This window comes from Rhodococcus pseudokoreensis (genome assembly GCF_017068395.1).
GTDB classification, from domain to species: Bacteria; Actinomycetota; Actinomycetes; order Mycobacteriales; family Mycobacteriaceae; genus Rhodococcus_F; species Rhodococcus_F pseudokoreensis.
Genome location: NZ_CP070619.1, coordinates 1684959 through 1708343, shown reverse-complemented (window position 1 = coordinate 1708343; position 23385 = coordinate 1684959). Strand labels below are relative to the sequence as shown.

The window sequence follows — 23385 nt, the reverse complement described above, 5'->3', positions numbered from 1 at the left end:
ATCCAGAAGGTGTGACCCCAGACGGTGTGACCCCAGACGGTGTGACCCCAGACGGTGTGACCCCAGACGGTGTGACCCCAGACGGTGTGACCCCAGAAAGGTAGACGCTCGGTATGGCTTCTGCACTCTTCCGTGACTTCGCACTACTGATCGCCCGGATCGGGCTCGGCGTGATCTTCGTCGCGCACGGCTGGCAGAAGTTCTTCGACTACGGAGTGAAGGCCACCCAGGCGTCGTTCGCCGACATGGGCGTCCCGCGGCCCGACATCTCGGCTGTTGCGGCCGCCACTGTCGAACTCGCGGGTGGATTTGCTCTCATCGTGGGCGTCGCCACACCGATCGCCGGAATCCTGCTGTTTTTCGACATGCTCGGGGCGCTGATTCTGGTGCACGCGGACAAGGGCGTCTTCGTCGCGAACGGCGGGTACGAACTCGTCGTCGCACTCGGCGCCGGGTCGCTGCTTCTCGCTGTGATCGGTGCCGGACGCCTCAGCATCGACGGGCTCCTCGGAAGAGGCTCGGGATGGGGCAAAACCGCAGCGTAACGATACCGTTCGGTGGGTCTCGATTCGGTGTGAAGCGGTGGGCTAGCTTGCTTTTACCATCGAAAATGACCAACGTAGTTGTTCATGGCAATGAATACTGATCTGCCTGATCAAGGTTCCGACACCGCTGACGCGGCCGTCGGCGGAGGGCTCAAACGGGTCGGTGTTCGCACCGATCACGTCGTGTTCTCGGCCGCCGCCGCCGCGGTGTCGGCAATCGTCGTCTGGGGGCTCGTGGCCCCCGACAATCTCGACACCACGACGGGTAAGGCGCTCGACTGGCTGGTCACCGACATGGGCTGGTTGTTCGTCCTGTCGGCGTCCGGGTTCGTCCTCTTCTCACTGTGGCTCGCGTTCAGCAAGTTCGGGCACATTCCGCTCGGCAAGGACGGCGAGAAGCCCGAGTTCCGGACCGTCAGCTGGATCGCGATGATGTTCAGTGCCGGAATGGGCATCGGACTGATGTTCTTCGGTGTCGCCGAACCGCTCGCGCACTACGTGACACCCCCTCCGGGTTCCAGCGGTGGCATCGGAACTGCGATGGCCACCACCATGTTCCACTGGAGCCTGCACCCCTGGGCGATGTACGCGGTGGTCGGACTGTCGATCGCGTACGGCTCGTACCGCAAGGGTCGCAAGCAGTTGTTCAGCTCCGCGTTCATCCCGCTGCTCGGCCGTCGCGCCGAGGGGCCGATCGGCAAGTTCATCGACGTCCTCGCGATCTTCGCGACACTGTTCGGCACTGCCGCTTCGCTGGGTCTCGGCGCACTGCAGATCGGTTCCGGATTCCAGGTCGTCGGGTGGATGTCGGAGGTCAGCACGTTCCTGCTGGTCGCGATCGTCGCCCTGCTGACCCTCGCGTTCGTGGCCTCCGCCGTGTCGGGTGTCGCCAAGGGAATCCAGTGGCTCTCCAACACCAACATGGTGCTCGCCGTCGTCCTGGCGCTGTTCGTGTTCGTCGTCGGACCGACGGTCCTGATCCTCAACCTGCTGCCCACGACGATCGGCGCCTACGCCGCGCAGCTCGCGCAGATGTCGGCCCGCACCGGCGCGTCGTCCGATCCGGCGACCGGCGAATGGTTGTCGTCGTGGACCATCTTCTACTGGGCGTGGTGGATCTCCTGGACCCCGTTCGTCGGCATGTTCCTGGCCCGCATCAGCCGCGGCCGCACCATCCGGCAGTTCGTGGTCGGCGTGATCGTGGTGCCGAGCGCCGTGAGCCTCGTGTGGTTCGCGATCTTCGGCGGTGCGGGAATCAACGAGCAGCGTGACGGAATCGACCTCGCCGGGCAGGACACCCAGGAGGGGCAGCTGTTCGGGATGCTCAACCACCTGCCGCTCACCGGCATCACGACCGTCCTGGTGATGGTCCTCGTCGGGATCTTCTTCGTCTCCGGCGCAGACGCCGCCTCGATGGTGATGGGCACCCTGTCGCAGCGCGGTTCGCTGGAACCGCAGCGCTGGGTGGTCGTGTTCTGGGGTGTGCTCACCGGTGGCGTGGCCGCGCTGATCCTGTGGACCGGCGGCGACACCGCACTGGACGGACTGCAGACGATGACGATCATCGCCGCGGCTCCGTTCGTCATCGTGATGATCGGGTTGTGCTTCTCGCTGTACAAGGATCTGTCCCGGGACCAGATGATCGTCGACGGCCGGGAAATGCGGAGGGAGATGCGGAGAGTGGCGGCGAAGCGTCGTCGCGACCGGATCTCGTCCCGCTAGAGGAACAGTCTGCGAGCCGTCCGGGTCCCACGGGACCCGGACGGCTCGACTCGTCTACGGCGTCAGCGCCAGCTGGGCAGCCACAGCTGGTGCTGCCACGTCTCCGGGGTGATCGGGACGGCGGTGAGGATCGGCCACAACCAGATGAAGTTGGCGACCACGAGCCCCACATACAGGCAGACGGCGAGCAGGCCGGTGGTGCGGCGCTCGAACGACGCCCGCGCGCTTCCCAGGACGTCACCCAGCACCAGCGCGAAACCCATCACCATGAACGGCGCCAGCGCCACCGCGTAGAAGTAGTACATCTGGCGGTCCAGGGTGGTGAGCCACGGCAGGAACGCGGCGCCGTAGCCGGTGAGGACGGTGGCGTACCGCCAGTCCTTCCGCACCACGGACTGCCACAGGGCCCACGCGAGCATCGGCAGTGCCAGCCACCACATGGCGGGCGTCCCGATGAGCATGACGGCCTTGACGCAACTCGACGCCCCGCAGCCGGTGACGTGATCGCCCTCGGCGAAGTAGTACAGCATCGGACGCAGACCCATCGGCCACGTCCACGGCTTCGACTCCCACGGGTGATGATTGCCCGCCGAATTGGTGAGGCCCGCGTGAAACTGGAGGACGTTGCCGCTGTAGTACCACAGCGACCGCAGCGCTGCCGGCACGAACGACCACGTGCCGCCGGTCCCGATCTCGTTGCCCACGGCATGCCGGTCCACACCGGTCTCGCTGGCGAACCACGCCCAGTAGCTGGCGAGGTACACGAACAGCGGCACGACGACGAGCGCGTACAGCGCGGGGCCGACGTCGCGGACGCCGGCGCCGAACCACGGGCGGCGCACCCCGTAGGCGCGCCGGGCCGCCACATCGAAGGCGACGCTGAGCAGCCCGAAGAACACGATGAAGTAGACGCCCGACCATTTGGTGCCGCACGCCAGACCCAGCATGATCCCGGCGCCGAACCGCCACCAGCGCGCACCGAGCCGCGGACCCCACTCGCTGTCGCCGATCCGGCCCTCGGCGTACACCCGGGCCATCCGCTCGCGGACCTGGTCGCGGTCCACGATCAGGCAGCCGAGCGCCGCCACCGCGAACAGCGCCAGGAAGATGTCGAGCATGCCGAGCCGGGACGAGACGAACGTCACCCCGTCCGCGACCAGCAGGATCCCGGCGAGACCGCCGATCAGAGTGGACCGCGTGAGCCGGCGGACGATCCGGATCACCAGCAGAACCAGAATCGTGCCCGCCATGGCCGAGGCGAACCGCCAGCCCCAGCCGTTGTAGCCGAAGATGGCCTCGCCCATCGCGATCAGCTGTTTCCCGATCGGCGGATGCACCACCAGCCCGTAGCCGGGGTTGTCCTCGAGCCAGCCGCCGGTGAGCACCTGCCAGCCCTGCGGCGCGTAGTGCTTCTCGTCGAACACGGGAGTGCCCGCGTCGGTCGGGTAACCGAGCATCGTGAACCGGGTGATCGCCGCGATCGCCGCGACGAACAGGGTCACCACCCAGCCGCGCGCGCGGTCGACGGGACCGAAGTCGGGGGGCGGCACGAGGGGCGCCGGTCCGACCAGGGACGGCTGTCGTGCGGAGGGCGTCGGTCGCTCGTCCGTCAGCATCGTCACGCCGCAATCGTAGGCTGTGGGTCATGACTGGTCGCCTAGTGCTCGCCGCAACACCGATGGGGGACGTGGGTGACGCCTCGCCGAGGCTGCGTACGGCGCTCGGGACGGCCGACGTCGTCGCCGCCGAGGACACCCGCCGCACCAAGGCCCTCGCCTCCGCGCTCGACGTGACGATCACCGGCAAGGTCGTCAGCTTCTACGACCAGGTCGAGACGGCCCGGCTGCCCGCCCTCGTCGCCGACGTCGCGTCCGGCAAGACCGTCCTCCTCGTCACCGACGCCGGCATGCCGTCGGTCAGCGACCCCGGGTACCGGCTGGTGTCGGCGTGCGTGGCCGAGGATCTGGCGGTGACGTGCCTGCCCGGACCGTCGGCGGTGACGACGGCGCTCGCGCTGTCCGGGCTGCCCGTCGAACGGTTCTGCTTCGACGGCTTCCCGCCCCGCAAACAGGGTCAGCGCAAGACGTGGTTGCAGGCCCTGGTCACCGAGCAACGCGCCTGCGTGTTCTTCGAGGCCCCGCACCGGCTCGCCGACTGCCTCGCGGACGCCGCCGACGTGCTCGGCGGCACCCGCCGCGCCGCCGTCTGCCGGGAGCTGACCAAGACGTACGAGGAGGTGCGCCGCGGCACCCTCGCCGAACTCGCCGAGTGGGCCGCCGAGGGGGTCCGCGGCGAGATCACCGTCGTGGTGGAGGGCGCCACCCTCGTCGCGTCCGACCCCGCCGACCTCGTCGACGAGGTGGAGCGACTGGTCGCCGACGGCACCCGGCTCAAGGACGCGTGCGCGCTCGTCGCCACCACCGGCGTCTCGAAGCGGGAACTGTACGAAACGGTGCTGGCGTCCCGGAAGGACTAGACGGGCGCTACCGCCGGAGGGCACGCTCCCCGGGCGCCAGCGACGCGTCGTCGGCGGCCGCCTGCCCGGCGTACCAGCCGTTGGCGTCGACGGCCCGGCCGCGAGCCTTCTTGGTTCGCGGAAACAGGCGGTCGAACTCGGCGTCGACGGCCTCGGACTTGGTGGCCAGGATCGGCAGCAGGTCGGCGACCGGGATCGACGCCTCGTCGGCGGCGTCGGCCGTGGCCCGGCTGTCGGCGTCGCGTAACCGCTGCCCGATGCGGCTGGCGAAGCCCGCCAGGAATCCCTTCCGGAAGGACGTGGTGCGCGCACCGCTGCGACTGTCGGCGTCCGCGAATTGCATTGCGCGCGTGGCCTGCACCAGCAGTGAGGTGAAGAGCATGTCGACCTGCTGGAGGTCGAGGGGGGTGCCGACCACGGTCGCGATGGCCAGGGAGCTGAACCACACGGTGCGCACCCGGTTGGAGTCGCCGATCTCGGTGAGAAGGTGCACCTTCTCCTTGACGTACGGATTCTCCAGGTGGATGCGGCGACTGTGCACCGCGGTGTTGCCCACCCCGTTCTGGGTGTGGAGGAGGGCGGCGTTGATCGCGTAGCGCGTCATCAACTCCTGCGCCTTCGCGGTGAAGATCTCCGCCTCCTCCGCGAAATCGGTGGCCTCGGCCTTGGCGAGGAGCCCGCGAATCCGGTTGAGCACCTTCGCGTCGGCCTCCGCCTCGCCCGGCATCGCCGTGGACAGGTCGGCGACCCGCACGACCGGCCACGTCGACGGCGGGGGAGTGAGCACCGTCCAGCCGGGCAGATTCGTCCACGACAGCGACAGGTCGGTCAGCTGGTAGACGGAGTGGTACGGGTCCTCGAACAGCAGTCCGGCGGCCAGCGCCCGAACGTCGGGACCGTCGACCGGAATTCGCGCCGCCAGGTGGGACGCGCCCGGGTACTGCTCGCCGATGGTGCGCAGTTGCTCCACCCAGTCCCGCGGCGCCCGGTGCGCGGCGCGGGTGCGCTCCGCCTCGTGCAGCACCAGGGCCGCCGCCAGCGCCGCGTCGGACGGCTCCTTCGATCTCCGCGCCAGATGTACGACGTCGGCGGGCTGCCACCCGCGCTCGTACGCGCCCGACAACTCACCCATCAGGGTGTGGACTGCCGCGGCGGCCTGGGGGCTCACTTCGTCGTCGAACACGCGCGCTCCGTTCCCGAATCCACGGTGATGAGATCGAATGTATGTTCTAGTCGGCGTCATGGGGAGAGTGTGCCTGCGGGGTCCGACAAGAACGGACCCCGCTCGTGTCAGTCCTCCACGTAGCGAGGGAACACGCCCGACGGAGCAGGCAGCGGTGTGCCCGCCACGATGCGCGTCGGAAGGTCGCTGAACTGCCGTGCGTCGCTCTTCTGACCCAGTAGATCCAGGATCTTCTCGGCGGCGCCCGGCATCACCGGCTGCACGAGCACGCCCACGATCCGGACCACCTCGAGCGTCACGTACAGCACCGTCTCCATCCGCGCCGGATCCGTCTTCCGCAGCACCCAGGGCTCCTGCTTGGAGAAGTACCGGTTGGTCTCGCCGAGCACCGACCAGATCGCCTCCAGTGCGAGATGCAGTGCCTGGACGTCGTATTCGGCGCGCACCCGCTCCAACAGCGCGTCGGCCTGCGCGAGCATCGCCGTATCGTCCTCGGTCAGCTCGCCCGGCGTCGGGACCTGCGCGTCGCAGTTCTTCGCGACCATCGACAGCGAACGCTGGGCGAGGTTGCCGAGTTCGTTCGCCAGGTCGGCGTTGATCCGGGTCACGATGGCCTCGTGGCTGTAGCTGCCGTCCTGGCCGTAGGAGATCTCGCGGAGCAGGAAGAAGCGCACGGCGTCGAGGCCGTACTGCTCCACCATGGCGACGGGGTCGACGACGTTGCCGACCGACTTCGACATCTTCTCGCCCTTGTTGTAGAGGAACCCGTGCACGAAGACCCGCTTCGGCAACTCGATTCCCGCCGACATCAGGAACGCCGGCCAGTACACGGTGTGGAACCGGGTGATGTCCTTACCGATGATGTGCAGGTTCGCCGGCCAGAACTTGCCGAACTGTTCGGAATCCGTGTCCGGGTATCCGGCGCCGGTGAGGTAGTTGGTGAGCGCGTCCACCCACACGTACATGACGTGCTCGGGATGGTCGGGCACCGGAACGCCCCAGTCGAACGTCGTCCGTGAGATCGACAGGTCCTTGAGGCCGCCCTTGACGAAGCTGACGATCTCGTTGCGGCGCGTCGCGGGCGCGATGAAGTCGGGGTTCTCGTCGTAGAGGGCCAGCAGCTTGTCCTGGTACTCGGACAGCTTGAAGAAGTAGGTGGACTCCTCCGTCCACTCGACCGGGGTGCCCGTCTCGGTGGACAGTCGCGAACCGTCCTCCTGCAGCGTGGTCTCGGCCTCGGTGTAGAACGCCTCGTCGCGGACCGAATACCAGCCCGAGTACGTGTCGAGATAGATGTCGCCGTTGTCGAGCATCTTCTGCCAGATCGCCTTGCTGGCCTCTTCGTGGTCGGCGTCCGTGGTGCGGATGAACCGGTCGAAGGAGATGTTCAGCGTCTTGTCCATCGCCTCGAACACATCCGAGTTCCGCGCGGCGAGTTCACGGACGTCGATGCCTTCCTTGACCGCGGTCTGCTGCATCTTCAGACCGTGCTCGTCGGTTCCCGTCATGAAGAAGACGTCGAACCCGTCCAGGCGCTTGAACCGTGCGAGGGCGTCGGAGGAGATGTACTCGTAGGCGTGACCGATGTGCGGGACGCCGTTCGGGTACGCGATCGCCGTCGTCAGATAGAAAGGTGGCCGCGAGGCGGTGGAATCAGCAGCATTCATGGTGCGACCACTCTATCTGCGCGCCGCCGTTTCGTGACGCGCAGATTCGGGATCTAGCCCGGGCCGGCGCCGTCCTCGCCGGTGACGGTGCGCGACTCGTACGCCGCGCGGGCCGACTTGTCCGTGGACCGCACCTGGTCGGGAACCATCCGCCGGACCGCGAAGTCGCGGGCGAACTGCGGAAACACGGTGACCAACCGGAACAGCGGGCCGATGTACCGGGGGATGGTCACTTCGAACCGGGGACGCCGGATCACCGCGACCACCGCCTTCGCGACGTCGGCCGGCGCCAGCAGCTTGGCCGCGCCCGTCGCCGTCCCGGCCGCGAGTTCGGTGTCCACGACCCCGGGCATGATCACCGAGATCTGCACACCCGACCCACGCAGTTCCTCGCGGACGCCGGTCAGGTAGCCGAGGACGCCGTGCTTCGTGGCGGCGTACGTCGACTCGCCGGGCGGTGCGACCTTCGACGCCGCCGACGCCACCGTGACGATCTGGCCGCGGCCCCGCTCACGCATCGCCGGGGCCGCCAGCCGCACTCCCCGGATGACCCCGTGCAGGTTCACCGCGAGCTGCCGGTCCGTCGCGGACTCGGGCTCCTCGTCGAAGCGCCCGACCCACATGACGCCCGCATTGTTGACGAGCACGTCGAGCGGGCCCCAGTGATCCTCCACGGCCGCGAGGAACGCCGAGAACGACCCGGTGTCGGTGACGTCCAGTGCGAGGCCCTCGACCGTCCCGCCCGCCCGCCCGAGTTCGTCCGCGGTCCGGCGGGCCGCGGCGCCGTCGACGTCACCGATCGCGACCCGTGCGCCTGCGACCGCCAGCTGTCGGGCGATTTCCCTCCCGATTCCCCTCGCACCGCCGGTCACCGCGATCACGCGGCCGTTCATCGAGCTCGAAGTCATGGACACGGCTCCCTCCCCGTCGGGGTGAAAGTACCGCATGTGACACGTGCGGCGGCGGCGTCGACAATGTCCGCATGAGCAAAGACCGTCCCGCCCCGGAAGCCCCTGCGCCGCTGTTCCCGCTCGTCGACTCGCACACCCACCTCGACGCGTGTGGAGCGTCGGACGCCGCGAGTGTCACGGCGATCGTCGACCGGGCGGCCGCGGTGGGGGTCGAGCGGGTGGTCACGGTGGCCGACGACCTGGCGGCCGCGCGGTTCGCCGTCGATGCGGCCCACTGGGATCCCCGCGTCTACGCGGCCGTCGCCATCCACCCGACCCGGGCGAACGTGCTCGACGACGCGACCAGGGCGGAGATCGAGCGGCTCGCCGGTGATCCCCGGGTGGTCGCGGTGGGGGAGACGGGACTCGACTTCTACTGGCCGGGGAAACTCGACGGCTGCGCCACGGTCCCCGAACAGACTGCGGGCTTCCGCTGGCACATCGACCTCGCGAAGCGCCTCGGCAAGACGCTGATGATCCACAACCGGGAGGCCGACCAGGCGCTGCTGCAGGTGCTGCGCGAGGAGGGGGCGCCGGAGACGGTGATCTTCCACTGCTTCTCCTCGGACGCCGAGATGGCCCGCGAATGTATCGACGCCGGTTACGTCCTCAGCTTCTCCGGCACCGTCAGCTTCAAGAACGCGAAGGCCCTGCGGGAGGCGGCGCCGCTCGTGCCATCGGATCAGCTGATCGTCGAGACGGATGCGCCGTTCCTCACGCCGCATCCGTTCCGGGGTGCGCCCAACGAGCCGTACTGCCTGCCGTACACGGTCCGGGCGCTCGCCGAGATCCGCGGCGAGGACCCGGACGATCTGGCGAAGGCGTCCACCGCGACCGCCGAGCGTGTGTACGGCCTCCGGCCCGTGAGTGGGTAGCGAGTCCCTGGACTCGTCGGGCGCGCACAGGGCCGCAGGCCTTAAGTTGAAGTTTCAACTTAGAGAACTTAGGATCGTTGCCTGTTCAACCAATGGTCGTCCCGGTCGCGCGGGGACACCTCGATGAAAGGCGCATCCATGAACAACCCCGCAGTTCGGAACCTGGGAATTCTCGTCGCCCGCCTGGGCATCGGCGTCATCTTCCTCGCCCACGGCTGGCAGAAGGCGTTCACCAACGGCCACGCAGGCCAGACCGCAGGCTTCGAGGCCATGGGGGTGCCGCTCCCCGGCGTCTCCGCATTCGTCGTGACCTGGCTCGAGGTCATCGGCGGCCTCGCGCTCATCGTCGGCGCCGCAGTCCCGGTCTTCGGAATCCTGCTGTTCCTCGACATGGTCGGCGCCTTCTTCATCGCGCACATCGACAAGGGCATCTTCGCGAGCGACGGCGGCTACGAACTGGTGCTGGCGCTCGGCGTCGGATCGCTGCTGCTCGCCGTCGTCGGATCGGGCCGCTTCGGTGTCGACGGACTGCTCGGTGGCAAGCTGCCGTGGGCCGCGAAGGAACCCGCCACCGTCTGACCCCCAGGTGAGTGGCGAAGCGTGCCCCGGCACGCTTCGCCACTCACCTGTCAGAGGACCTTGTTCAGGAAGTCCTGGGTGCGGGACTGCTGCGGGTCGCCGAAGATCTGCTCCGGAGTTCCCTCCTCCACCACGTACCCGTCGGCCATGAAGATCACCCGGTCGGACACCTCGCGGGCGAAGCCCATCTCGTGGGTGACCACGACCATCGTCATGCCGCCCTTCGCGAGGTCGCGCAGAACCTGCAGCACCTCGCCCACCATCTCCGGGTCCAGCGCGCTGGTGGCCTCGTCGAACAGCATGATGTCCGGGCTCATCGCCAGGGCCCGCGCGATCGCGACACGCTGCTTCTGCCCACCGGACAGATTCGCCGGCTTCGCGTCCGCCTTCTCCGCCAGCCCGACCTGCTCGAGCAACCGCACGGCCGTCGCCCGCGCCTCCTCCTTGGAGGCCCGCTTGGTCTGCACGGGCGCGAGCATCACGTTCTCGATCGCCGTCATGTGCGGGAACAGGTTGAAGTGCTGGAACACCATCCCGATGTGCTGGCGCACCCGGTCGATGTCGATCTTGGGATTGCTCACGTCGAAGCCGTCGACGACGACGTTGCCGCCGGTGATGTCCTCGAGCCGGTTGAGGCAGCGCAGGAACGTGCTCTTGCCGGAGCCCGACGGCCCGATCACGCACACCACCTCGCCGCTCGCGATGTCGACGTCGATGCCCTTGAGCACCTCGTTGTCGCCGAACGACTTCTTCAGGCCCTTCACCCGGATCTTCGGGTCGGCGGCCTCGGCCTTGTTGTCCGTCGCCGGTGTCTCGGTCACTTGTTGATCCTCTTTTCGAGCCGGTTCGACAGCTTCGTCAACGCCATGATGATGATGAAGTACATCGCGCCGATGATCAGCCACATATTGAAGGACTGGAAGTTGCGGGCGATGATGATCCGCCCGGTCTGAGTGAGCTCGGCGAGCCCGATCACGGACAGGATCGACGTGTCCTTCAGTGTGATCACGAACTGGTTGATGTACGACGGGATCATCGTCCGCACGGCCTGCGGCATCACGACCTTCTGCATCGACTTCAGGTAGCTGATGCCGAGGCTCCGGGACGCTTCCATCTGGCCCTTGTCGACGGACAGGATGCCGCCGCGCACGATCTCGGCCATGTAGGCGCCTGCGTTGAGGCTCAGCGTGATGATGCCTGCGGTGAACGCCGACATCTGGAAGTCGAGCGCCGCCGGGATGCCGAAGTAGATGAAGAAGGCCTGCACCAGCAGCGGAGTCCCCCGGAACACGTCCACGTAGGTGGTGCCGATGCCGCGCAGGACGATGTTGGTCGATACCCGGAACAGGCCGAAGATCGCGCCGAGCACGAGCGCGATGGCGATCGAGACCACGGTGAGGACGATCGTCAGCCACAGGCCCTCGAGCAGCAGCGGGTAGGTGCTCTTGATCAGGCCGAGGATCGAGTTGTCGTCGTCGGAGGCGTCGGCGTTGAGGTAGGTGTCGAGGATCTCGTCGTACTGGCCGCTCGCCTTCACGTTGGCGAGACCGGCGTTGAACTCCTGGAGGAGCTGCGCGTTCTGGCCCTTCGCGACGGCGAACCCGTAGCTGGCGCCGGGGACCTTGTCGGTGACGGTCTTGAACCCGTTGCCCTGCTTGATGCCGTAGGCGAGGACGGGGTAGTCCTCGAACACGGCCACCGAGTTACCCGTGCGGACCTCGTCGAACATGCTCGACGAGTCGGCGAAGTACTTGGTGGTGAATCCGTACTGGTCCTTGATGGACTCCGCGTACGTGGCGCCCTCGGTGCCGTTCTTGACGGCGACGGACTTGCCGCGCAGGTCCTCGTACGAGGTGATCGAATCGTTGGATTCGAGCACGCCCATCTGCACACCCGATTCGAAGTACGGGTCGGAGAAGTCGAACGTCGCCTTGCGGGCGTCGGTGATCGACATGCCGGCGATCATGCCGTTGGCCTGGCCGCTCGTGACCGCCTGCAGTGCGGCGTCGAATCCGACGGCGTTGACCCGGTAGGTGAAGCCCTGGTCCTCGGCGATGGCGGCGAGGAGGTCCATGTCTATGCCGACGAGCTTGCCGCTCTCGTCCTGGAACTCGAACGGGGCGAACGTGATGTCGGTGGCGATGGTGTAGTCGTTGCCCGGAGCGGGCTGCTGCGCGCCGGCGATCCCGGGCGCGACGAGTGTGACGAGCAGCGTCAGCGCGGCGATCACCGCGGGCACTCTCGGACGTCTGACGAGTCTCAGAAGTCGATCGGATCTGCTGCGCACGGAACCCCAGCTTTCTTGTCAGTAGTGCCCGGTCGCTTCCGGGCTTCTTGGTGCATGTCGCAAGATACTGCGTTTCGAGGGTGGTCCGGACCAGAAGCGATTGATGCGGTAAAGCGAAAACCGTCCCCGATCTCAACCTTTTCGTGATCTAGGACGCAGGTCGTAGCGGCAAAGTTGCCAGACCATCGCCTATTCGTTACCGTACCGTGATCAAACGTCCGCCAGCCTTGGGAATTCATGTGTCGCCTCTAGCCAGAATCAACAACGCCAAATCGCCCCTTCTCTACGTAGTCGTCGCGGCACTGCTCGCGACGCTCGTCGTGGGCGGTGCGTTGGCGGTGGCACGGCACAAGACCGTCACGCTCGACGTCGACGGCGAGACCATCTCTCTCGGCACGATGGCGTCCGACGTCAGCGGCGCGCTCGACGACGCCGGATACACCGTCGGCGAGCGTGATGCGGTCGCTCCCGCGGCCGACGCGTCCCTCTCCGACGGCGACACCGTGGTGTTGCGGCGTGCCCGCGAGATCGACCTCACCGTCGACGGCCAGCCCAAGACCGTGTGGACCACCGCGCTCACCGTCGACGACGCGCTGAAGCAGTTCGAACTCGCCGACGACGTCCACGTCTCGGCGTCCCGCTCCGAGCGCCTGCCGCTCGAGGGCACCTCGCTCGAGGTCGTCAACGCCAAGCTCGTCAAGGTCGCCGACGGCGGCGCCCCGCTCACCGACGTCCGCCTCGCCGCACCCACCGTCGGCGAACTCCTCGCCGCCAACGGCGCCCCGCTCGAGCAGGCCGACACCGTCGTGCCCCCGGCCGACGCCCCCGTCGTCGAGGGCGCCGAGATCCACGTGACCCGCGACCGCACCGAGACCCGCACCGAGACGTTGCCGATCGCGCCGCCCGAGAACCGCGTCGACGATCCGGCGCTGGACAAGGGCAAGACCGTCGTCGAGAACCCCGGCGTTCCCGGCGAGCGCACCGTCACCGCCTCCGTGAAGACGGTCAACGGTGTTGAGGCCGGACGCCAGGAGCTCAGCTCGCAGGTGCTCCGCGAGCCCGCGCCCGCGCTCGTCAAGGTCGGGGTGAAGGAACTCGCCATCTCCAACGCCTCCACCTGGGATTCCATCGCGCACTGCGAGGCCACCGGCAACTGGGCCATCAACACCGGCAACGGATTCTTCGGCGGACTGCAGTTCACCCAGAGCACCTGGGAGGCGTTCGGCGGAACCCAGTACGCCTCCCGCGCCGACCTCGCCTCCCGCGAACAGCAGATCTCCGTCGCCGAGAAGGTCCAGGCGGCGCAGGGCTGGGGCGCCTGGCCCGCCTGCACCAGCAAGCTCGGACTCCGCTGACGATCTGAAGTAAAGGAACCCGATGTCACCCTTCGCGAAGATCAACTCGGCTCGCTCGCCACTGCTGTACACCGTGGTGGCCCTGCTTCTCGCCACGCTGATCGCCGGCGGAGTGATGGCCGTGGTCCGGCACAAGAACGTCACTCTCGACGTGGACGGCGAGACGATCTCGCTGAGCACCATGACCACGAGCGTCGACGCCGCCCTGGCCGACGCCGGGTACTCGGTCACCGACCGCGACGTGGTGGCGCCGGAACGCGACGCGACCCTGTCCGACGGGGACACCGTGGTCTTGCGCCGCGCGCGCGAGGTGTCGCTGACGGTGGACGGGCAGCCCAAGACCGTGTGGACCACCGCGCTCACCGTCGAGGACGCACTGAAGCAGTTCGATCTCGGCGAGGACGTGCACGTGTCGGCGTCCCGTTCGCAGCGACTGCCGCTCGACGGCGCCGCACTCGACGTGCTCAACCCGCTCGTCGTCAAGCTCGCCGACGGTGCCCTCCCGGTCGCCGACGTGCGCATGGCCGCGCCGACGGTCGGGGACTTCCTCGCCGCGCACGGCGCGCCGCTCGAGCAGGCCGACACCGTCGTCCCGGCAGCGGACACTCCGCTGACCGAGGGGATGGACGTCACGGTCACCCGCGACCGCACCGAGACGAAGGTCGAGACGCTGCCGCTGGCTCCGGAGGAACAGCGCATCGAGGACCCGACGATGAACAAGAGCCGCACCGTGGTCGAGAGTCCCGGACTGCCCGGCGTCCAGGACGTCACGTTCGCGGTCAACACCGTCAACGGCGAGGAAGTCGGACGCAACCAGGTGTCCGCGACGGTCACGACGCCGGCGCAGCCGAAGGTGATCCGTGTCGGCGCGAAGCCGGGTACCGAAGTGCCGCCCGTCGAGAACGGTTCGGTCTGGGACGCTCTCGCGCAGTGCGAGGCCACCGGCAACTGGGCCATCAACACCGGCAACGGATTCTTCGGCGGCGTCCAGTTCGACCAGAACACGTGGGAGCGGCAGGGCGGTCTCAAGTACGCACCGCGCGCAGACCTCGCGTCCCGCGAGGAGCAGATCGCCATCGCGTCGCAGACGCAGAGGACACAGGGCTGGGGAGCGTGGCCGACGTGCTCGGGCAGGCTCGGCGTGCGTTAAAGTTCGGTTGGTGTCCGACGCCGAAGTACCCCCCGCCGCTCGAGGTCAGGCCGCACTGCTCGGCCCCGCCGAAGTGCGTGCGTTAGCCGAGGAATTCGGCGTGCGCCCCACCAAACAGTTGGGGCAGAACTTCGTGCACGACGCCAACACGGTCCGGCGCATTGTCGCGACCGCCGGAGTGGGACGCGACGACACGGTCCTCGAGGTCGGCCCCGGGCTCGGTTCGCTGACGCTGGCGCTGCTCGACGTCGTCGACAAGGTGATCGCCGTCGAGATCGACCCCAACCTCGCCGCCCGGCTCCCGGTCACGGTCGCCGACCGTGCCCCGGAACTCGCCAACCGGCTGACCGTCGTCGGCGCGGATGCGATGCGGGTCGCGCCGTCCGAGATCCCCGGCGAACCCACCGCGCTCGTCGCGAATCTGCCGTACAACGTGGCGGTGCCCGTGCTGCTGCACCTGTTCTCCGAACTGCCCAGCCTGCGGACCGCGCTGGTGATGGTGCAGGCCGAGGTCGCCGACCGCCTGGCGGCGTCCCCGGGCAGCAAGATCTACGGCGTGCCGAGTGTGAAGGCCAACTTCTTCGGTGCCGTCCGCCGCGCCGGCGCCGTCGGCCGGGCGGTGTTCTGGCCCGTACCGAAGGTCGAGTCGGGTCTCGTTCGCATCGACCGCTACGCCGAACCGCCGTGGCCCGTCGACGACGAGCACCGCCGCCGCGTGTTCGCCGTCGTCGATGCGGCTTTCGCTCAGCGCCGCAAGACTTTACGGGCCGCGCTCGGTGGCTGGGCGGGATCACCCGCCGAGGCGGAGCGACGGCTGCTCGAGGCCGGCATCCCACCGTCCGCCCGCGGGGAGACCCTCGACGCCGCGGCGTTCGTGCGTCTCGCCGCCACCCACCCGTGAGTACTTCTCAACCGCCGGCCGTTAACAAGTACTCACGGGCCGGGGGAGACAACCGACCGGATGTGTGGTTCACTATTGGAGGTCGTAAGTTTTGTGTTTGTGTTTCCCACGCTCGCAAATCGATGGTTGCGAGCGTTTGGACGTCCTCCACAGGAATTGTCGTAGACGGTCGTGTCAATGACCCTGGTAACCGAGCCGGTTACCTGAAGAAGTTACTGTGTTAGAGGAGATTTACATGGCAGAGGGCATCGTGAAGTGGTTCAACTCCGAGAAGGGGTTCGGCTTCATCGCCCCCGAGGACGGCAGCGCTGACGTGTTCGTCCATTACTCGGAGATCCAGAGCGGCGGCTTCCGCACGCTCGAGGAGAATCAGCGTGTTTCGTTCGAGATCGGCCAGGGCAACAAGGGCCCGCAGGCCACCGGCGTCACCCTGATCTGAGAACGGCCATGACTTCCCGGTTCGCCGGGACATGACGTTCGAGCAAGGCCCCACTCGTCACGGAGTGGGGCCTTGTCTCGTCTTCACACGCTGTCGCGGCTAGGTCGATCTGAGGTGCGCGGCCTGGTACCCGAGATTCATGGCGCAGACCAGCCAGAGTTGCAGCGCCGAACTCTCGGACGGCCCGAACAACCCGATCACCGCAGCGGCGCCGAGGGCCGCGGCGACGAAGAACGTGGCCGTTCCGAGTGCCCGCCGGGGTCTCGACGAGAAGATCACGGTTCCCGTCACGAAGAGCGCCCACAGCGTGGTGGAGACGATGGCGGCGGCGACGAACCAGGCCGCAGAATACCTGCCCGGCCACGTCCACGGCTGCGTTCCGTTGTCCAGTGTGCACACGAACGCCAACGAGAACGCCATGATCACGACGGTGGCGCCCCCGAGTGCCAGATGGCCCCCGACGAGCACCTTCCCGATTGGTCCCGCCCCCGCAGGCGCCCGCGCGCGCCCCTCCTCGACAATCGTGTGCTGCATCCCCGACTACCCCGACCTTTCGTTGTCGTCACCTGGTTGGACGCCGCGCAGGACCGTTCGGTTCCACGGGCTTTTCGGTCCGCGGTGACGGCTGAACGGCGTCTCGGTCAGGCGTTACCGTAGCGGTCGGCGAAGAGACGGTGACGCTCACCCACCCGTCGGCACTCTTCGCGCAGCTCAGGGGGGTCGAGGACGGTGAAGTCGACGCCGAATGCGCTGAGCCAGTTGGCTATCGACGGCACGGAGTCGCCGCCGAGCGCCACCGCGCACTGTCCGTCGGGCATTTCTTCGAGAGTTCCCCAGTCTTCGTGCACCAGGACGGCCATGTCGTCGATCGACGCGTGCAGCAGCACCCGTGCGCGGATCCGGGTGACGGCCCGGTTGATTCCGCGCGCGACGAACTCGGCGGCGCCGCCGGGCGGCAGTTCGCGGGGTGCGAACCGCGGTCCTGTCGGGATCTTGGGTGTCAGGCGGTCCACCCGGAACGATCGCCAGTCGGCGCGGGCGAGGTCCCAGGCGACGAGGTACCAGCGCAGTCCGGAGCGCACCAGCCGGTACGGTTCCACTTCGCGGCGGCTCTCGGTGCCGTCGTGGGTGCGGTAGTCGAACCGGAGTCGTTCGTGGTTGTGGCACACCGATGCGACGGCCGACAGGACCTGGGCGTCGACGGCGCTCTTGGCGGGCTCGCGGTGGACGACGTCGACCTGCAGTGCCTCGAGGCGGTGCCGCAGGCGGGACGGCATCACCTGCCGGAGTTTGGTGAGTGCCCGCATCGACGCCTCGCCGATGCCGACCACGGATCCGGTCGCGCCGGATTGGAGGCCGAGCGCGACGGCGAGTACCTCCTCGTCGTCGAGCAGCAGGGGCGGCATTTCCACGCCGGCGCCGAGTTGGTACCCGCCGCCGACCCCGACCGTCGCGTCGACCGGGTAGCCGAGGTCGCGGAGTTTCTCCACATCGCGCCGGACGGTGCGCGCGGTGATGCCGAGCCGGTCGGCGAGTTCTGCCCCGGACCAGTCCTTTCGGGTCTGGAGCAGGGAGAGCAGCCGGAGGAGTCGTGCCGAAGTTTCCCGCATGCACCTCAGGATGCCATCGATAGAGGACATCTTCTGTCCTCTATCGGCAGGAGATAACGGTAAGTAACGATTTTCCCACCAGCCCCACGAGTGTCACTACACTGGCGCCGACGCTCCACGGACCATCGCATATGTACTTCGTGAAAATCCGACGGAAAGGTCTCAGCGTGACGCACTTCCGTGCTCGACCCATCTCTTCGGCGGTCAGGGCGCTGCTCGCCGCAGTCATGACCACCGCTTTCTGCCTGACGCTGGCGGTCTCGACCACCGCCACGGCATCAGCCTCGGCGGCCGACCTCTTCAACAGCGCGCAGGGCAGATTCGCCGCGGGGGACACCCGTGGTGCCCTCGCGGACATCGGCGGCGCCGTCGCCGGCGAGCCCGGCGACACGAACGCGCTGGCGTTGCAGGCCATCTACGCCGACGCCGCCGGTGATCTGATCACCCGTGAGGCCGCGCTCGCCCGGCTGGGCGCGGCGGACGGCGGCATGCGCGCCGGCGTCGACGGGATGCTGAACGCGATCAGAATTGCCTCGTTCACGCCCCCGAACCCGCTCCCGGCAATCCAGGGTCCGTCCACCGCGATCATCGTCCTCGGGTTCGGTCTGCTCCCCGACGGCACGATGCGTCCGGAATTGGTCAACCGCCTGCAGGCCGCGATGGTGCAGTCGTGGGTCTCGCCGATGTCGCCGATCATCGTCACCGGCGGCAACCCGCAGAACGGCGTCACGGAGGCGGCCGCGATGCAGGGTTGGTTGCAGGCACACGGTGTGCCTGCGCAGCGCATCCACCCCGAGCATCGTGCCGGATCGACGGTGGGCAACGCGCTCAACTCGGTTCCGCTCGCCCGCTCGCTCGGTGCGGGCGGCGCGATCATCGTGACGTCGGCCAACCACATCCGCAGGGCAACGGTCGATTTCAACGTCGCCGGACTGCCGGTGGTCGGGGCGATGAGCGCGGTCACCGGTGCCGGTCAGCTGATCGCCGAATTCATGCCCCTGACCAAGGACCAGCAACTCGGCATGTACCGCGACGCGATCAGGGTGTTCGGCATCCCCGCCGGCTATTGATGCGACCACCCGTCGCGGTCGGGCGGCGGGGGAGTCGGTCATGGGGAGACGCTAGAAGGGCGCTGTGACGGGTTCGTGTCACGCGTGTTTCCGCGGTGAGAACGGTGGCCGTTCCGGGCGTGGGCGGTGGCACGGTGCAGTTCGTGGCAGTATTGCGACGCACCGACCGCAGGAGGACACATGCGCTTGTCGCCCCACGAACAGGAGCGTCTGCTCCTGAGCTACGCCGCGGAACTCGCGCGCAGGCGCCGGCAACGCGGACTCGTGCTGAACCACCCGGAGGCCGTGGCCCTCATCACGGATCACATCCTCGAGGGGGCCCGCGACGGCCGGTCGGTGGCGGAGTTGATGGTGTCCGGCCGGGAGGTGCTCACCCGCGCCGACGTGATGGAGGGTGTCCCGGAGATGCTGCACGACGTGCAGGTGGAGGCCACGTTCCCGGACGGCACGAAGCTCGTCACCGTCCATGATCCGATCGCGTAGGAGTGACCGTGATTCCAGGTGAAGTCTTCTGCGCCGAGGGTGTGATCGAGCTCAACGAGGGTTCTCCCCGCACGGAACTCGAGGTGGTCAACACCGGTGACCGGCCGGTGCAGGTCGGCAGTCACGTTCATTTTCCGCAGGCCAACCACGCCCTGCGGTTCGACCGTTCCGCCGCCCACGGGCTGCGGCTGGACATTCCCGCGGGCACCGCGGTGCGTTTCGAACCTGGTATCGCGCAGACGGTTTCACTCGTACCGCTGCGCGGAACCCGGGAAGTGCACGGGCTGAGCCTCACTCCTCCCGGAAAGCTGGACGCGTCATGACCGATCTCAGCCGCGCACGGTACGCGGAGCTGTTCGGTCCCACGACCGGCGACCGCATCCGGCTCGCCGACACCGACCTTCTGATCGAGATCACCGAGGACCGCAGCGGCGGGCCGGGAATGGCCGGCGACGAAGCGGTGTTCGGTGGCGGAAAAGTGTTGCGCGAGTCCATGGGGCAGGGCCGCGCGACCCGCGCCGAGGGCGCACCCGACACGGTGATCACCGGCGTGGTGGTGGTCGACCACTGGGGAATCATCAAGGCGGACGTCGGTATTCGGGACGGACGCATCGTCGCGCTCGGCAAGGCGGGCAACCCCGACACGATGTCGGGCGTGCACCCCGATCTCGTGGTAGGACCGTCCACCGAGATCATCGCCGGGAACGGCAAGATCCTCACCGCCGGCGGTATCGACTGCCACGTGCATTTCATCTGCCCGCAGATCATGGACGAGGCGCTGGGCGGCGGCATCACGACGATGATCGGCGGCGGCACCGGCCCTGCCGAGGGCAGCAAGGCCACCACCGTCACGCCCGGTTCCTGGCACACCGCCCGGATGCTGGAGGCGCTCGACGGCTGGCCGATGAACATCGCCCTGCTCGGCAAGGGCAACACGGTCAACTCCGAGTCGATGTGGGAGCAGTTGCGCGGCGGTGTCTCCGGGTTCAAACTGCACGAGGACTGGGGTTCGACTCCGGCGGCCATCGACGCGTGCCTCACCGTCGCGGACGCCGCGGGAGTGCAGGTGGCGCTGCACTCGGACACGTTGAACGAGGCGGGATTCGTCGAGGACACGCTCGCGGCGATCGCCGGACGTGCGATCCACGCCTATCACACGGAGGGGGCGGGCGGCGGCCACGCGCCGGACATCATCACGGTGGCCGCGCACCCGAACGTCCTGCCCAGCTCGACCAATCCGACCCGGCCGCACACCGTGAACACCCTCGACGAGCATCTCGACATGCTCATGGTGTGCCACCATCTGAGCCCCAAGATCCTGGAGGACCTGGCGTTCGCGGAGAGCCGCATCCGGCCGTCCACCATCGCTGCGGAGGACCTGCTGCACGACCTCGGCGCCATCTCCATGATCGGCAGCGACTCGCAGGCGATGGGACGGATCGGTGAGGTCGTGCTGCGCACCTGGCAGACGGCGCATGTGATGAAGCGCCGGCGGGGTTTCCTGCCCGGCGACGCCGGTGCCGACAACCAGCGCGTCCAGCGCTACGTCGCGAAGTACACGATCTGCCCCGCCGTCGCGCACGGGCTCGAGGACGAGATCGGATCGATCGAAGTCGGCAAACTCGCCGATCTGGTGCTGTGGGATCCGGCGTTCTTCGGTGTCCGGCCGCACGCGGTGATCAAGGGCGGGATGATCGCGTGGGCCGCGATGGGAGATGCCAACGCGTCCATACCGACTCCGCAACCGGTGCTGCCGCGCCCGATGTTCGGGGCGGCCCCCAAGGCGGCGGCGGCCACGTCCGTGCACTTCGTCGCACCGCACGCCCTCGAGGACGGACTGGCGGATCGGCTGGACCTGAACCGGCGACTGGTGCCGGTCGCGAACGTGCGGTCGCGGGGCAAGGCCGACATGCCGCGCAACGACGCGCAGCCGCGGATCGAGGTGGACCCGGACACGTTCACGGTCCGCATCGACGGCGAGGTGTGGGAAGAGCAACCGGCGACGGAACTGCCCATGGCCCAGCGATACTTCCTGTTCTGATGCGCCTCGCTCACCTGATGTCGCTCGCCGACTCGAGGCTGCCCACGGGCGGCCACGTGCATTCGGGCGGCATCGAGGAGGCCGTCGCCGGCGGTGTGGTTCGCGACGTCGCCACGACGGAAGCGTTCCTGCGGCGGCGGATCCGGACCGCCGGGCTCGTCGGGGGATCGGTCACCGCGGCGGTGTGCGCGGGCGGGCTCACCGCCGAACGGGCCGACGCCGAGATGGACGCGCGCACCCCGTCCCCGGCGGCGCGGTCGTCTTCGCGGGCGCAGGGGCGAGGGCTGCTGCGGCTGGCCCGCACCACGTGGGCCGGGCACGACTGGTCGCCGCTCGGACCGCGTCCGCACCTGCCGGTGGTGTCGGGGATGGTCGGAGCCGTCACCGGGGTCGGACCGCGGGAGGCGGCGCTGGTCTTCGTGTACACCACCATGACCGGGTCCGCGATCGCCGCGCAGCGTCTGCTCGCTCTCGATCCCGCGCAGGTCGCCGCGTGCACGTTCGCGCTGGCCGACCTGTGCGACGACATCGCCGACCGTTGCGTGACCGGACTCGCGAGCGTGTCCGACCCGTTCCTGGACGTCGTCGCCGAACGGCATGTTCTGCGGGACCGCCCCCTGTTCGTGTCGTGACAGCGTTGTACCCAGTGTCGTGACAGCCGCTGCACCCAGTAAGGAGAAATCAACCATGCCACCACATTTCATCGACGGAGAACCGCACGACCACCACCACGACCGTCCCCGCCGGGTCCGGGTGGCGGGGGAACCGGTCCGCATCGGGATCGGCGGCCCGGTCGGGTCGGGCAAGACGGCGCTCGTCGCCGCGCTCTGTAGGCAACTGCGCGAGGAGTTGTCGCTGGCGGTGCTGACCAACGACATCTACACCACCGAGGATGCGGACTTCCTGCGCCGCCACGCCGTGCTGCCGGACGAACGCATCGCCGCCGTGCAGACCGGTGGCTGCCCCCACACGGCGATCCGCGACGACATCACCGCCAACCTCGACGCCATCGACGACCTGATCGCGGCCAACCCGCCGCTCGACCTGATCCTGGTGGAGTCGGGCGGCGACAATCTCACCGCGACGTTCTCGTCGGGCCTCATCGACGTGCAGATCTTCGTCGTCGACGTCGCCGGCGGTGACAAGGTTCCCCGCAAGGGCGGTCCCGGTGTGACGTTCTCGGATCTGCTCGTGATCAACAAGACCGACCTCGCACCGATGGTCGGGGCCGATCTCGGGGTGATGCGCCGCGACGCCGAGCGGGTTCGCGAGGGCAGGCCCACCGCACTGATCTCGTTGACGGAGGACCCGTCGTCCGGACCGGCGCTGGAGTGGGTGCGGGAGCAGGTGCGCACGCTCGCCGCCGTGCACCAGTAGTGCGCACCGAACTGACGATTCTCGCGTCCCCCGATCGCAGTCCGCGAATCTCCGCGGCCGGGGGACTGGCGGCGCGGATCACCGGCCGCGACACGGTCCACGTGATCGGCACCGCCGCGACCCCGCTCGGCGGCGACCACTGGGACATCACCGTCCGGGTGCTGCCGGGTGCCCGGTTGACGCTGCGCAGCGTCGCGGCGTCGCTGGCCCTGCCCGGCCGCGGTGAGGTGCAGTCCACCGCGCAGTGGTCGGTGGAGGTCGGGGACGACGCCGTGCTCGACTGCGCACTGGAACCCACGGTGGTCGCGGGTGGCGCGGAGCATCGCGTCGAGACGACGGTGTCTCTCATGGAGTCGGCGACGTTTCTGCTGCGTGAGCGGGTGCAGATCGGGCGGGCGGGGGAGAGCGCGGGACGCTGGGTCGGGGTCACCAACGCCGATCTCGGCGACCTGCCGCTGCTCCGGCACCAGTTGGAACTCGGCGTCGGCACCGTCTCGCACGACATGCTGGACGGTCCGGCGGCCGTCACCAGCGAACTGCGGTACCCGGACGACCGGCCGGCGGAAGTCGCAGGTGACATCCGGTCGGCGCGGACGCGTCTGCCCCTCGCCCGCGGCGGCAGCCTCACCACCCGGCTCGGCCCGCGCCTGTGACGCAGGTGAGCGGCAAAGTGCG

Annotated in this window: 24 protein-coding genes; 16 read left to right on the top strand and 8 right to left on the bottom strand. The window is 68.3% G+C overall.

The genetic code is table 11. The features are described 5' to 3' along the window. Positions 1–113: 113 nt before the first annotated feature. Together JWS13_RS13315 and JWS13_RS13310 are read left to right on the top strand one after the other, a co-directional pair. On the top strand, positions 114–545 hold the full coding sequence (locus tag JWS13_RS13315) for a DoxX family protein (RefSeq protein ID WP_206005922.1): 432 nt from the start codon (positions 114–116) through the stop codon (positions 543–545). Between the two features lie 90 nt (positions 546–635). Beyond that, positions 636–2267, top strand: a complete 1632-nt coding sequence (locus JWS13_RS13310; RefSeq protein ID WP_374710851.1) for a BCCT family transporter — start codon at positions 636–638, stop codon at positions 2265–2267. 62 nt (positions 2268–2329) lie between these two features. Here the strand turns inward: JWS13_RS13310 and JWS13_RS13305 are convergent, their stop codons facing one another. Then, positions 2330–3883 (bottom strand): dolichyl-phosphate-mannose--protein mannosyltransferase, encoded by a 1554-nt coding sequence (locus JWS13_RS13305; protein ID WP_206011585.1) that lies wholly within the window; start codon positions 3881–3883, stop codon positions 2330–2332. Positions 3884–3912: 29 nt separating this feature from the next. Here JWS13_RS13305 and rsmI point away from each other — a divergent pair, with 29 nt between their 5' ends. Beyond that, positions 3913–4743 carry a 16S rRNA (cytidine(1402)-2'-O)-methyltransferase gene (gene rsmI, locus JWS13_RS13300; protein ID WP_124389261.1) on the top strand — a complete coding sequence of 277 codons (831 nt, stop codon included), beginning with the start codon at positions 3913–3915 and terminating at the stop codon, positions 4741–4743. A gap of 7 nt (positions 4744–4750) precedes the next feature. Here rsmI and JWS13_RS13295 read toward each other — a convergent pair whose 3' ends face one another. From JWS13_RS13295 to JWS13_RS13285, 3 genes are all read right to left on the bottom strand, one after another. Continuing rightward, on the bottom strand, positions 4751–5926 hold the full coding sequence (locus tag JWS13_RS13295; protein ID WP_241032177.1) for a DUF2786 domain-containing protein: 1176 nt from the start codon (positions 5924–5926) through the stop codon (positions 4751–4753). Between the two features lie 107 nt (positions 5927–6033). Next, positions 6034–7593, bottom strand: coding sequence for a methionine--tRNA ligase (gene metG / locus JWS13_RS13290; protein ID WP_206005920.1), 1560 nt, complete (start codon positions 7591–7593; stop codon positions 6034–6036). A 53-nt stretch (positions 7594–7646) separates the two neighbouring features. Then, entirely contained in the window at positions 7647–8501 is an 855-nt protein-coding gene (locus JWS13_RS13285) for an SDR family oxidoreductase (protein WP_374229712.1), read from the bottom strand. Positions 8502–8575: 74 nt separating this feature from the next. Between JWS13_RS13285 and JWS13_RS13280 the strand changes: the two genes are divergently transcribed. Together JWS13_RS13280 and JWS13_RS13275 are read left to right on the top strand one after the other, a co-directional pair. Next, the gene (locus JWS13_RS13280) at positions 8576–9418 is read left to right on the top strand and encodes a TatD family hydrolase (protein ID WP_206005918.1); all 843 of its coding nucleotides are present in this window, start codon (positions 8576–8578) and stop codon (positions 9416–9418) included. A 138-nt stretch (positions 9419–9556) separates the two neighbouring features. Further along, positions 9557–9997: a DoxX family protein gene (locus JWS13_RS13275; protein WP_206005917.1), complete on the top strand. Its 441-nt coding sequence runs from the start codon at positions 9557–9559 to the stop codon at positions 9995–9997. Between the two features lie 50 nt (positions 9998–10047). Here JWS13_RS13275 and JWS13_RS13270 read toward each other — a convergent pair whose 3' ends face one another. Then, entirely contained in the window at positions 10048–10818 is a 771-nt protein-coding gene (locus tag JWS13_RS13270; RefSeq protein ID WP_124389267.1) for an amino acid ABC transporter ATP-binding protein, read from the bottom strand. Then, positions 10815–12284 carry an amino acid ABC transporter substrate-binding protein/permease gene (locus JWS13_RS13265; protein ID WP_420855004.1) on the bottom strand — a complete coding sequence of 490 codons (1470 nt, stop codon included), beginning with the start codon at positions 12282–12284 and terminating at the stop codon, positions 10815–10817. The genes JWS13_RS13270 and JWS13_RS13265 overlap by 4 nt, the downstream gene beginning before the upstream one ends. Before the next feature lie 239 nt (positions 12285–12523). Between JWS13_RS13265 and JWS13_RS13260 the strand changes: the two genes are divergently transcribed. The 4 genes from JWS13_RS13260 (at position 12524) to JWS13_RS13245 (ending at position 16129) form a co-directional block, all read left to right on the top strand. Further along, the gene (locus JWS13_RS13260; protein WP_124389269.1) at positions 12524–13639 is read left to right on the top strand and encodes a resuscitation-promoting factor; all 1116 of its coding nucleotides are present in this window, start codon (positions 12524–12526) and stop codon (positions 13637–13639) included. Positions 13640–13661: 22 nt separating this feature from the next. Continuing rightward, complete coding sequence (locus tag JWS13_RS13255) at positions 13662–14789, top strand: resuscitation-promoting factor (protein WP_206005915.1); 1128 nt, start codon at positions 13662–13664, stop codon at positions 14787–14789. A 10-nt stretch (positions 14790–14799) separates the two neighbouring features. After that, the gene (gene rsmA / locus JWS13_RS13250; RefSeq protein WP_206005914.1) at positions 14800–15690 is read left to right on the top strand and encodes a 16S rRNA (adenine(1518)-N(6)/adenine(1519)-N(6))-dimethyltransferase RsmA; all 891 of its coding nucleotides are present in this window, start codon (positions 14800–14802) and stop codon (positions 15688–15690) included. A 235-nt stretch (positions 15691–15925) separates the two neighbouring features. After that, a complete protein-coding gene (locus JWS13_RS13245; protein ID WP_005255446.1) occupies positions 15926–16129 on the top strand; it encodes a cold-shock protein in 204 nt (67 codons plus the stop codon). A gap of 99 nt (positions 16130–16228) precedes the next feature. On the opposite strand, the gene JWS13_RS13240 is transcribed toward JWS13_RS13245, so the two are convergent. Both JWS13_RS13240 and JWS13_RS13235 read right to left on the bottom strand, forming a co-directional pair. Then, positions 16229–16663 (bottom strand): hypothetical protein, encoded by a 435-nt coding sequence (locus JWS13_RS13240; protein ID WP_206005913.1) that lies wholly within the window; start codon positions 16661–16663, stop codon positions 16229–16231. 107 nt (positions 16664–16770) lie between these two features. Next, positions 16771–17739, bottom strand: a complete 969-nt coding sequence (locus JWS13_RS13235) for a helix-turn-helix transcriptional regulator (protein ID WP_206011584.1) — start codon at positions 17737–17739, stop codon at positions 16771–16773. Positions 17740–17966: 227 nt separating this feature from the next. Here JWS13_RS13235 and JWS13_RS13230 point away from each other — a divergent pair, with 227 nt between their 5' ends. From JWS13_RS13230 to JWS13_RS13200, 7 genes are all read left to right on the top strand, one after another. Continuing rightward, complete coding sequence (locus JWS13_RS13230; protein ID WP_206011583.1) at positions 17967–18809, top strand: YdcF family protein; 843 nt, start codon at positions 17967–17969, stop codon at positions 18807–18809. 180 nt (positions 18810–18989) lie between these two features. Next, positions 18990–19292 carry an urease subunit gamma gene (locus tag JWS13_RS13225; RefSeq protein ID WP_005255454.1) on the top strand — a complete coding sequence of 101 codons (303 nt, stop codon included), beginning with the start codon at positions 18990–18992 and terminating at the stop codon, positions 19290–19292. Between the two features lie 8 nt (positions 19293–19300). Continuing rightward, positions 19301–19615 carry an urease subunit beta gene (locus JWS13_RS13220; protein ID WP_124389274.1) on the top strand — a complete coding sequence of 105 codons (315 nt, stop codon included), beginning with the start codon at positions 19301–19303 and terminating at the stop codon, positions 19613–19615. After that, positions 19612–21333, top strand: a complete 1722-nt coding sequence (locus JWS13_RS13215) for an urease subunit alpha (RefSeq protein ID WP_206005912.1) — start codon at positions 19612–19614, stop codon at positions 21331–21333. Before JWS13_RS13220 ends, JWS13_RS13215 begins: the two co-directional genes overlap by 4 nt. Next, positions 21330–21965 carry an urease accessory protein UreF gene (locus JWS13_RS13210; RefSeq protein ID WP_420855047.1) on the top strand — a complete coding sequence of 212 codons (636 nt, stop codon included), beginning with the start codon at positions 21330–21332 and terminating at the stop codon, positions 21963–21965. Before JWS13_RS13215 ends, JWS13_RS13210 begins: the two co-directional genes overlap by 4 nt. Positions 21966–22020: 55 nt before the next feature. Next, on the top strand, positions 22021–22710 hold the full coding sequence (ureG, locus tag JWS13_RS13205) for an urease accessory protein UreG (protein WP_206005910.1): 690 nt from the start codon (positions 22021–22023) through the stop codon (positions 22708–22710). Continuing rightward, positions 22710–23363 (top strand): urease accessory protein UreD, encoded by a 654-nt coding sequence (locus JWS13_RS13200; RefSeq protein WP_206005909.1) that lies wholly within the window; start codon positions 22710–22712, stop codon positions 23361–23363. The genes ureG and JWS13_RS13200 overlap by 1 nt, the downstream gene beginning before the upstream one ends. Positions 23364–23385: the final 22 nt, after the last annotated feature.

What these genes read in the sequence shown, in the direction of transcription:
- JWS13_RS13275 (WP_206005917.1), top strand. Translation starts at nt 9,557, where the DNA reads ATGAACAACCCCGCAGTTCGGAACCTGGGAATTCTCGTCGCCCGCCTG.
- JWS13_RS13240 (WP_206005913.1), bottom strand. Translation starts at nt 16,663, where the DNA reads ATGCAGCACACGATTGTCGAGGAGGGGCGCGCGCGGGCGCCTGCGGGG.
- ureG (WP_206005910.1), top strand. Translation starts at nt 22,021, where the DNA reads ATGCCACCACATTTCATCGACGGAGAACCGCACGACCACCACCACGAC.
- JWS13_RS13255 (WP_206005915.1), top strand. Translation starts at nt 13,662, where the DNA reads ATGTCACCCTTCGCGAAGATCAACTCGGCTCGCTCGCCACTGCTGTAC.
- JWS13_RS13285 (WP_374229712.1), bottom strand. Translation starts at nt 8,501, where the DNA reads ATGACTTCGAGCTCGATGAACGGCCGCGTGATCGCGGTGACCGGCGGT.
- JWS13_RS13235 (WP_206011584.1), bottom strand. Translation starts at nt 17,739, where the DNA reads ATGCGGGAAACTTCGGCACGACTCCTCCGGCTGCTCTCCCTGCTCCAG.
- JWS13_RS13305 (WP_206011585.1), bottom strand. Translation starts at nt 3,883, where the DNA reads ATGCTGACGGACGAGCGACCGACGCCCTCCGCACGACAGCCGTCCCTG.
- rsmI (WP_124389261.1), top strand. Translation starts at nt 3,913, where the DNA reads ATGACTGGTCGCCTAGTGCTCGCCGCAACACCGATGGGGGACGTGGGT.
- JWS13_RS13215 (WP_206005912.1), top strand. Translation starts at nt 19,612, where the DNA reads ATGACCGATCTCAGCCGCGCACGGTACGCGGAGCTGTTCGGTCCCACG.
- JWS13_RS13230 (WP_206011583.1), top strand. Translation starts at nt 17,967, where the DNA reads ATGACCACCGCTTTCTGCCTGACGCTGGCGGTCTCGACCACCGCCACG.
- JWS13_RS13310 (WP_374710851.1), top strand. Translation starts at nt 636, where the DNA reads ATGAATACTGATCTGCCTGATCAAGGTTCCGACACCGCTGACGCGGCC.
- JWS13_RS13225 (WP_005255454.1), top strand. Translation starts at nt 18,990, where the DNA reads ATGCGCTTGTCGCCCCACGAACAGGAGCGTCTGCTCCTGAGCTACGCC.
- JWS13_RS13280 (WP_206005918.1), top strand. Translation starts at nt 8,576, where the DNA reads ATGAGCAAAGACCGTCCCGCCCCGGAAGCCCCTGCGCCGCTGTTCCCG.
- metG (WP_206005920.1), bottom strand. Translation starts at nt 7,593, where the DNA reads ATGAATGCTGCTGATTCCACCGCCTCGCGGCCACCTTTCTATCTGACG.
- JWS13_RS13245 (WP_005255446.1), top strand. Translation starts at nt 15,926, where the DNA reads ATGGCAGAGGGCATCGTGAAGTGGTTCAACTCCGAGAAGGGGTTCGGC.
- JWS13_RS13315 (WP_206005922.1), top strand. Translation starts at nt 114, where the DNA reads ATGGCTTCTGCACTCTTCCGTGACTTCGCACTACTGATCGCCCGGATC.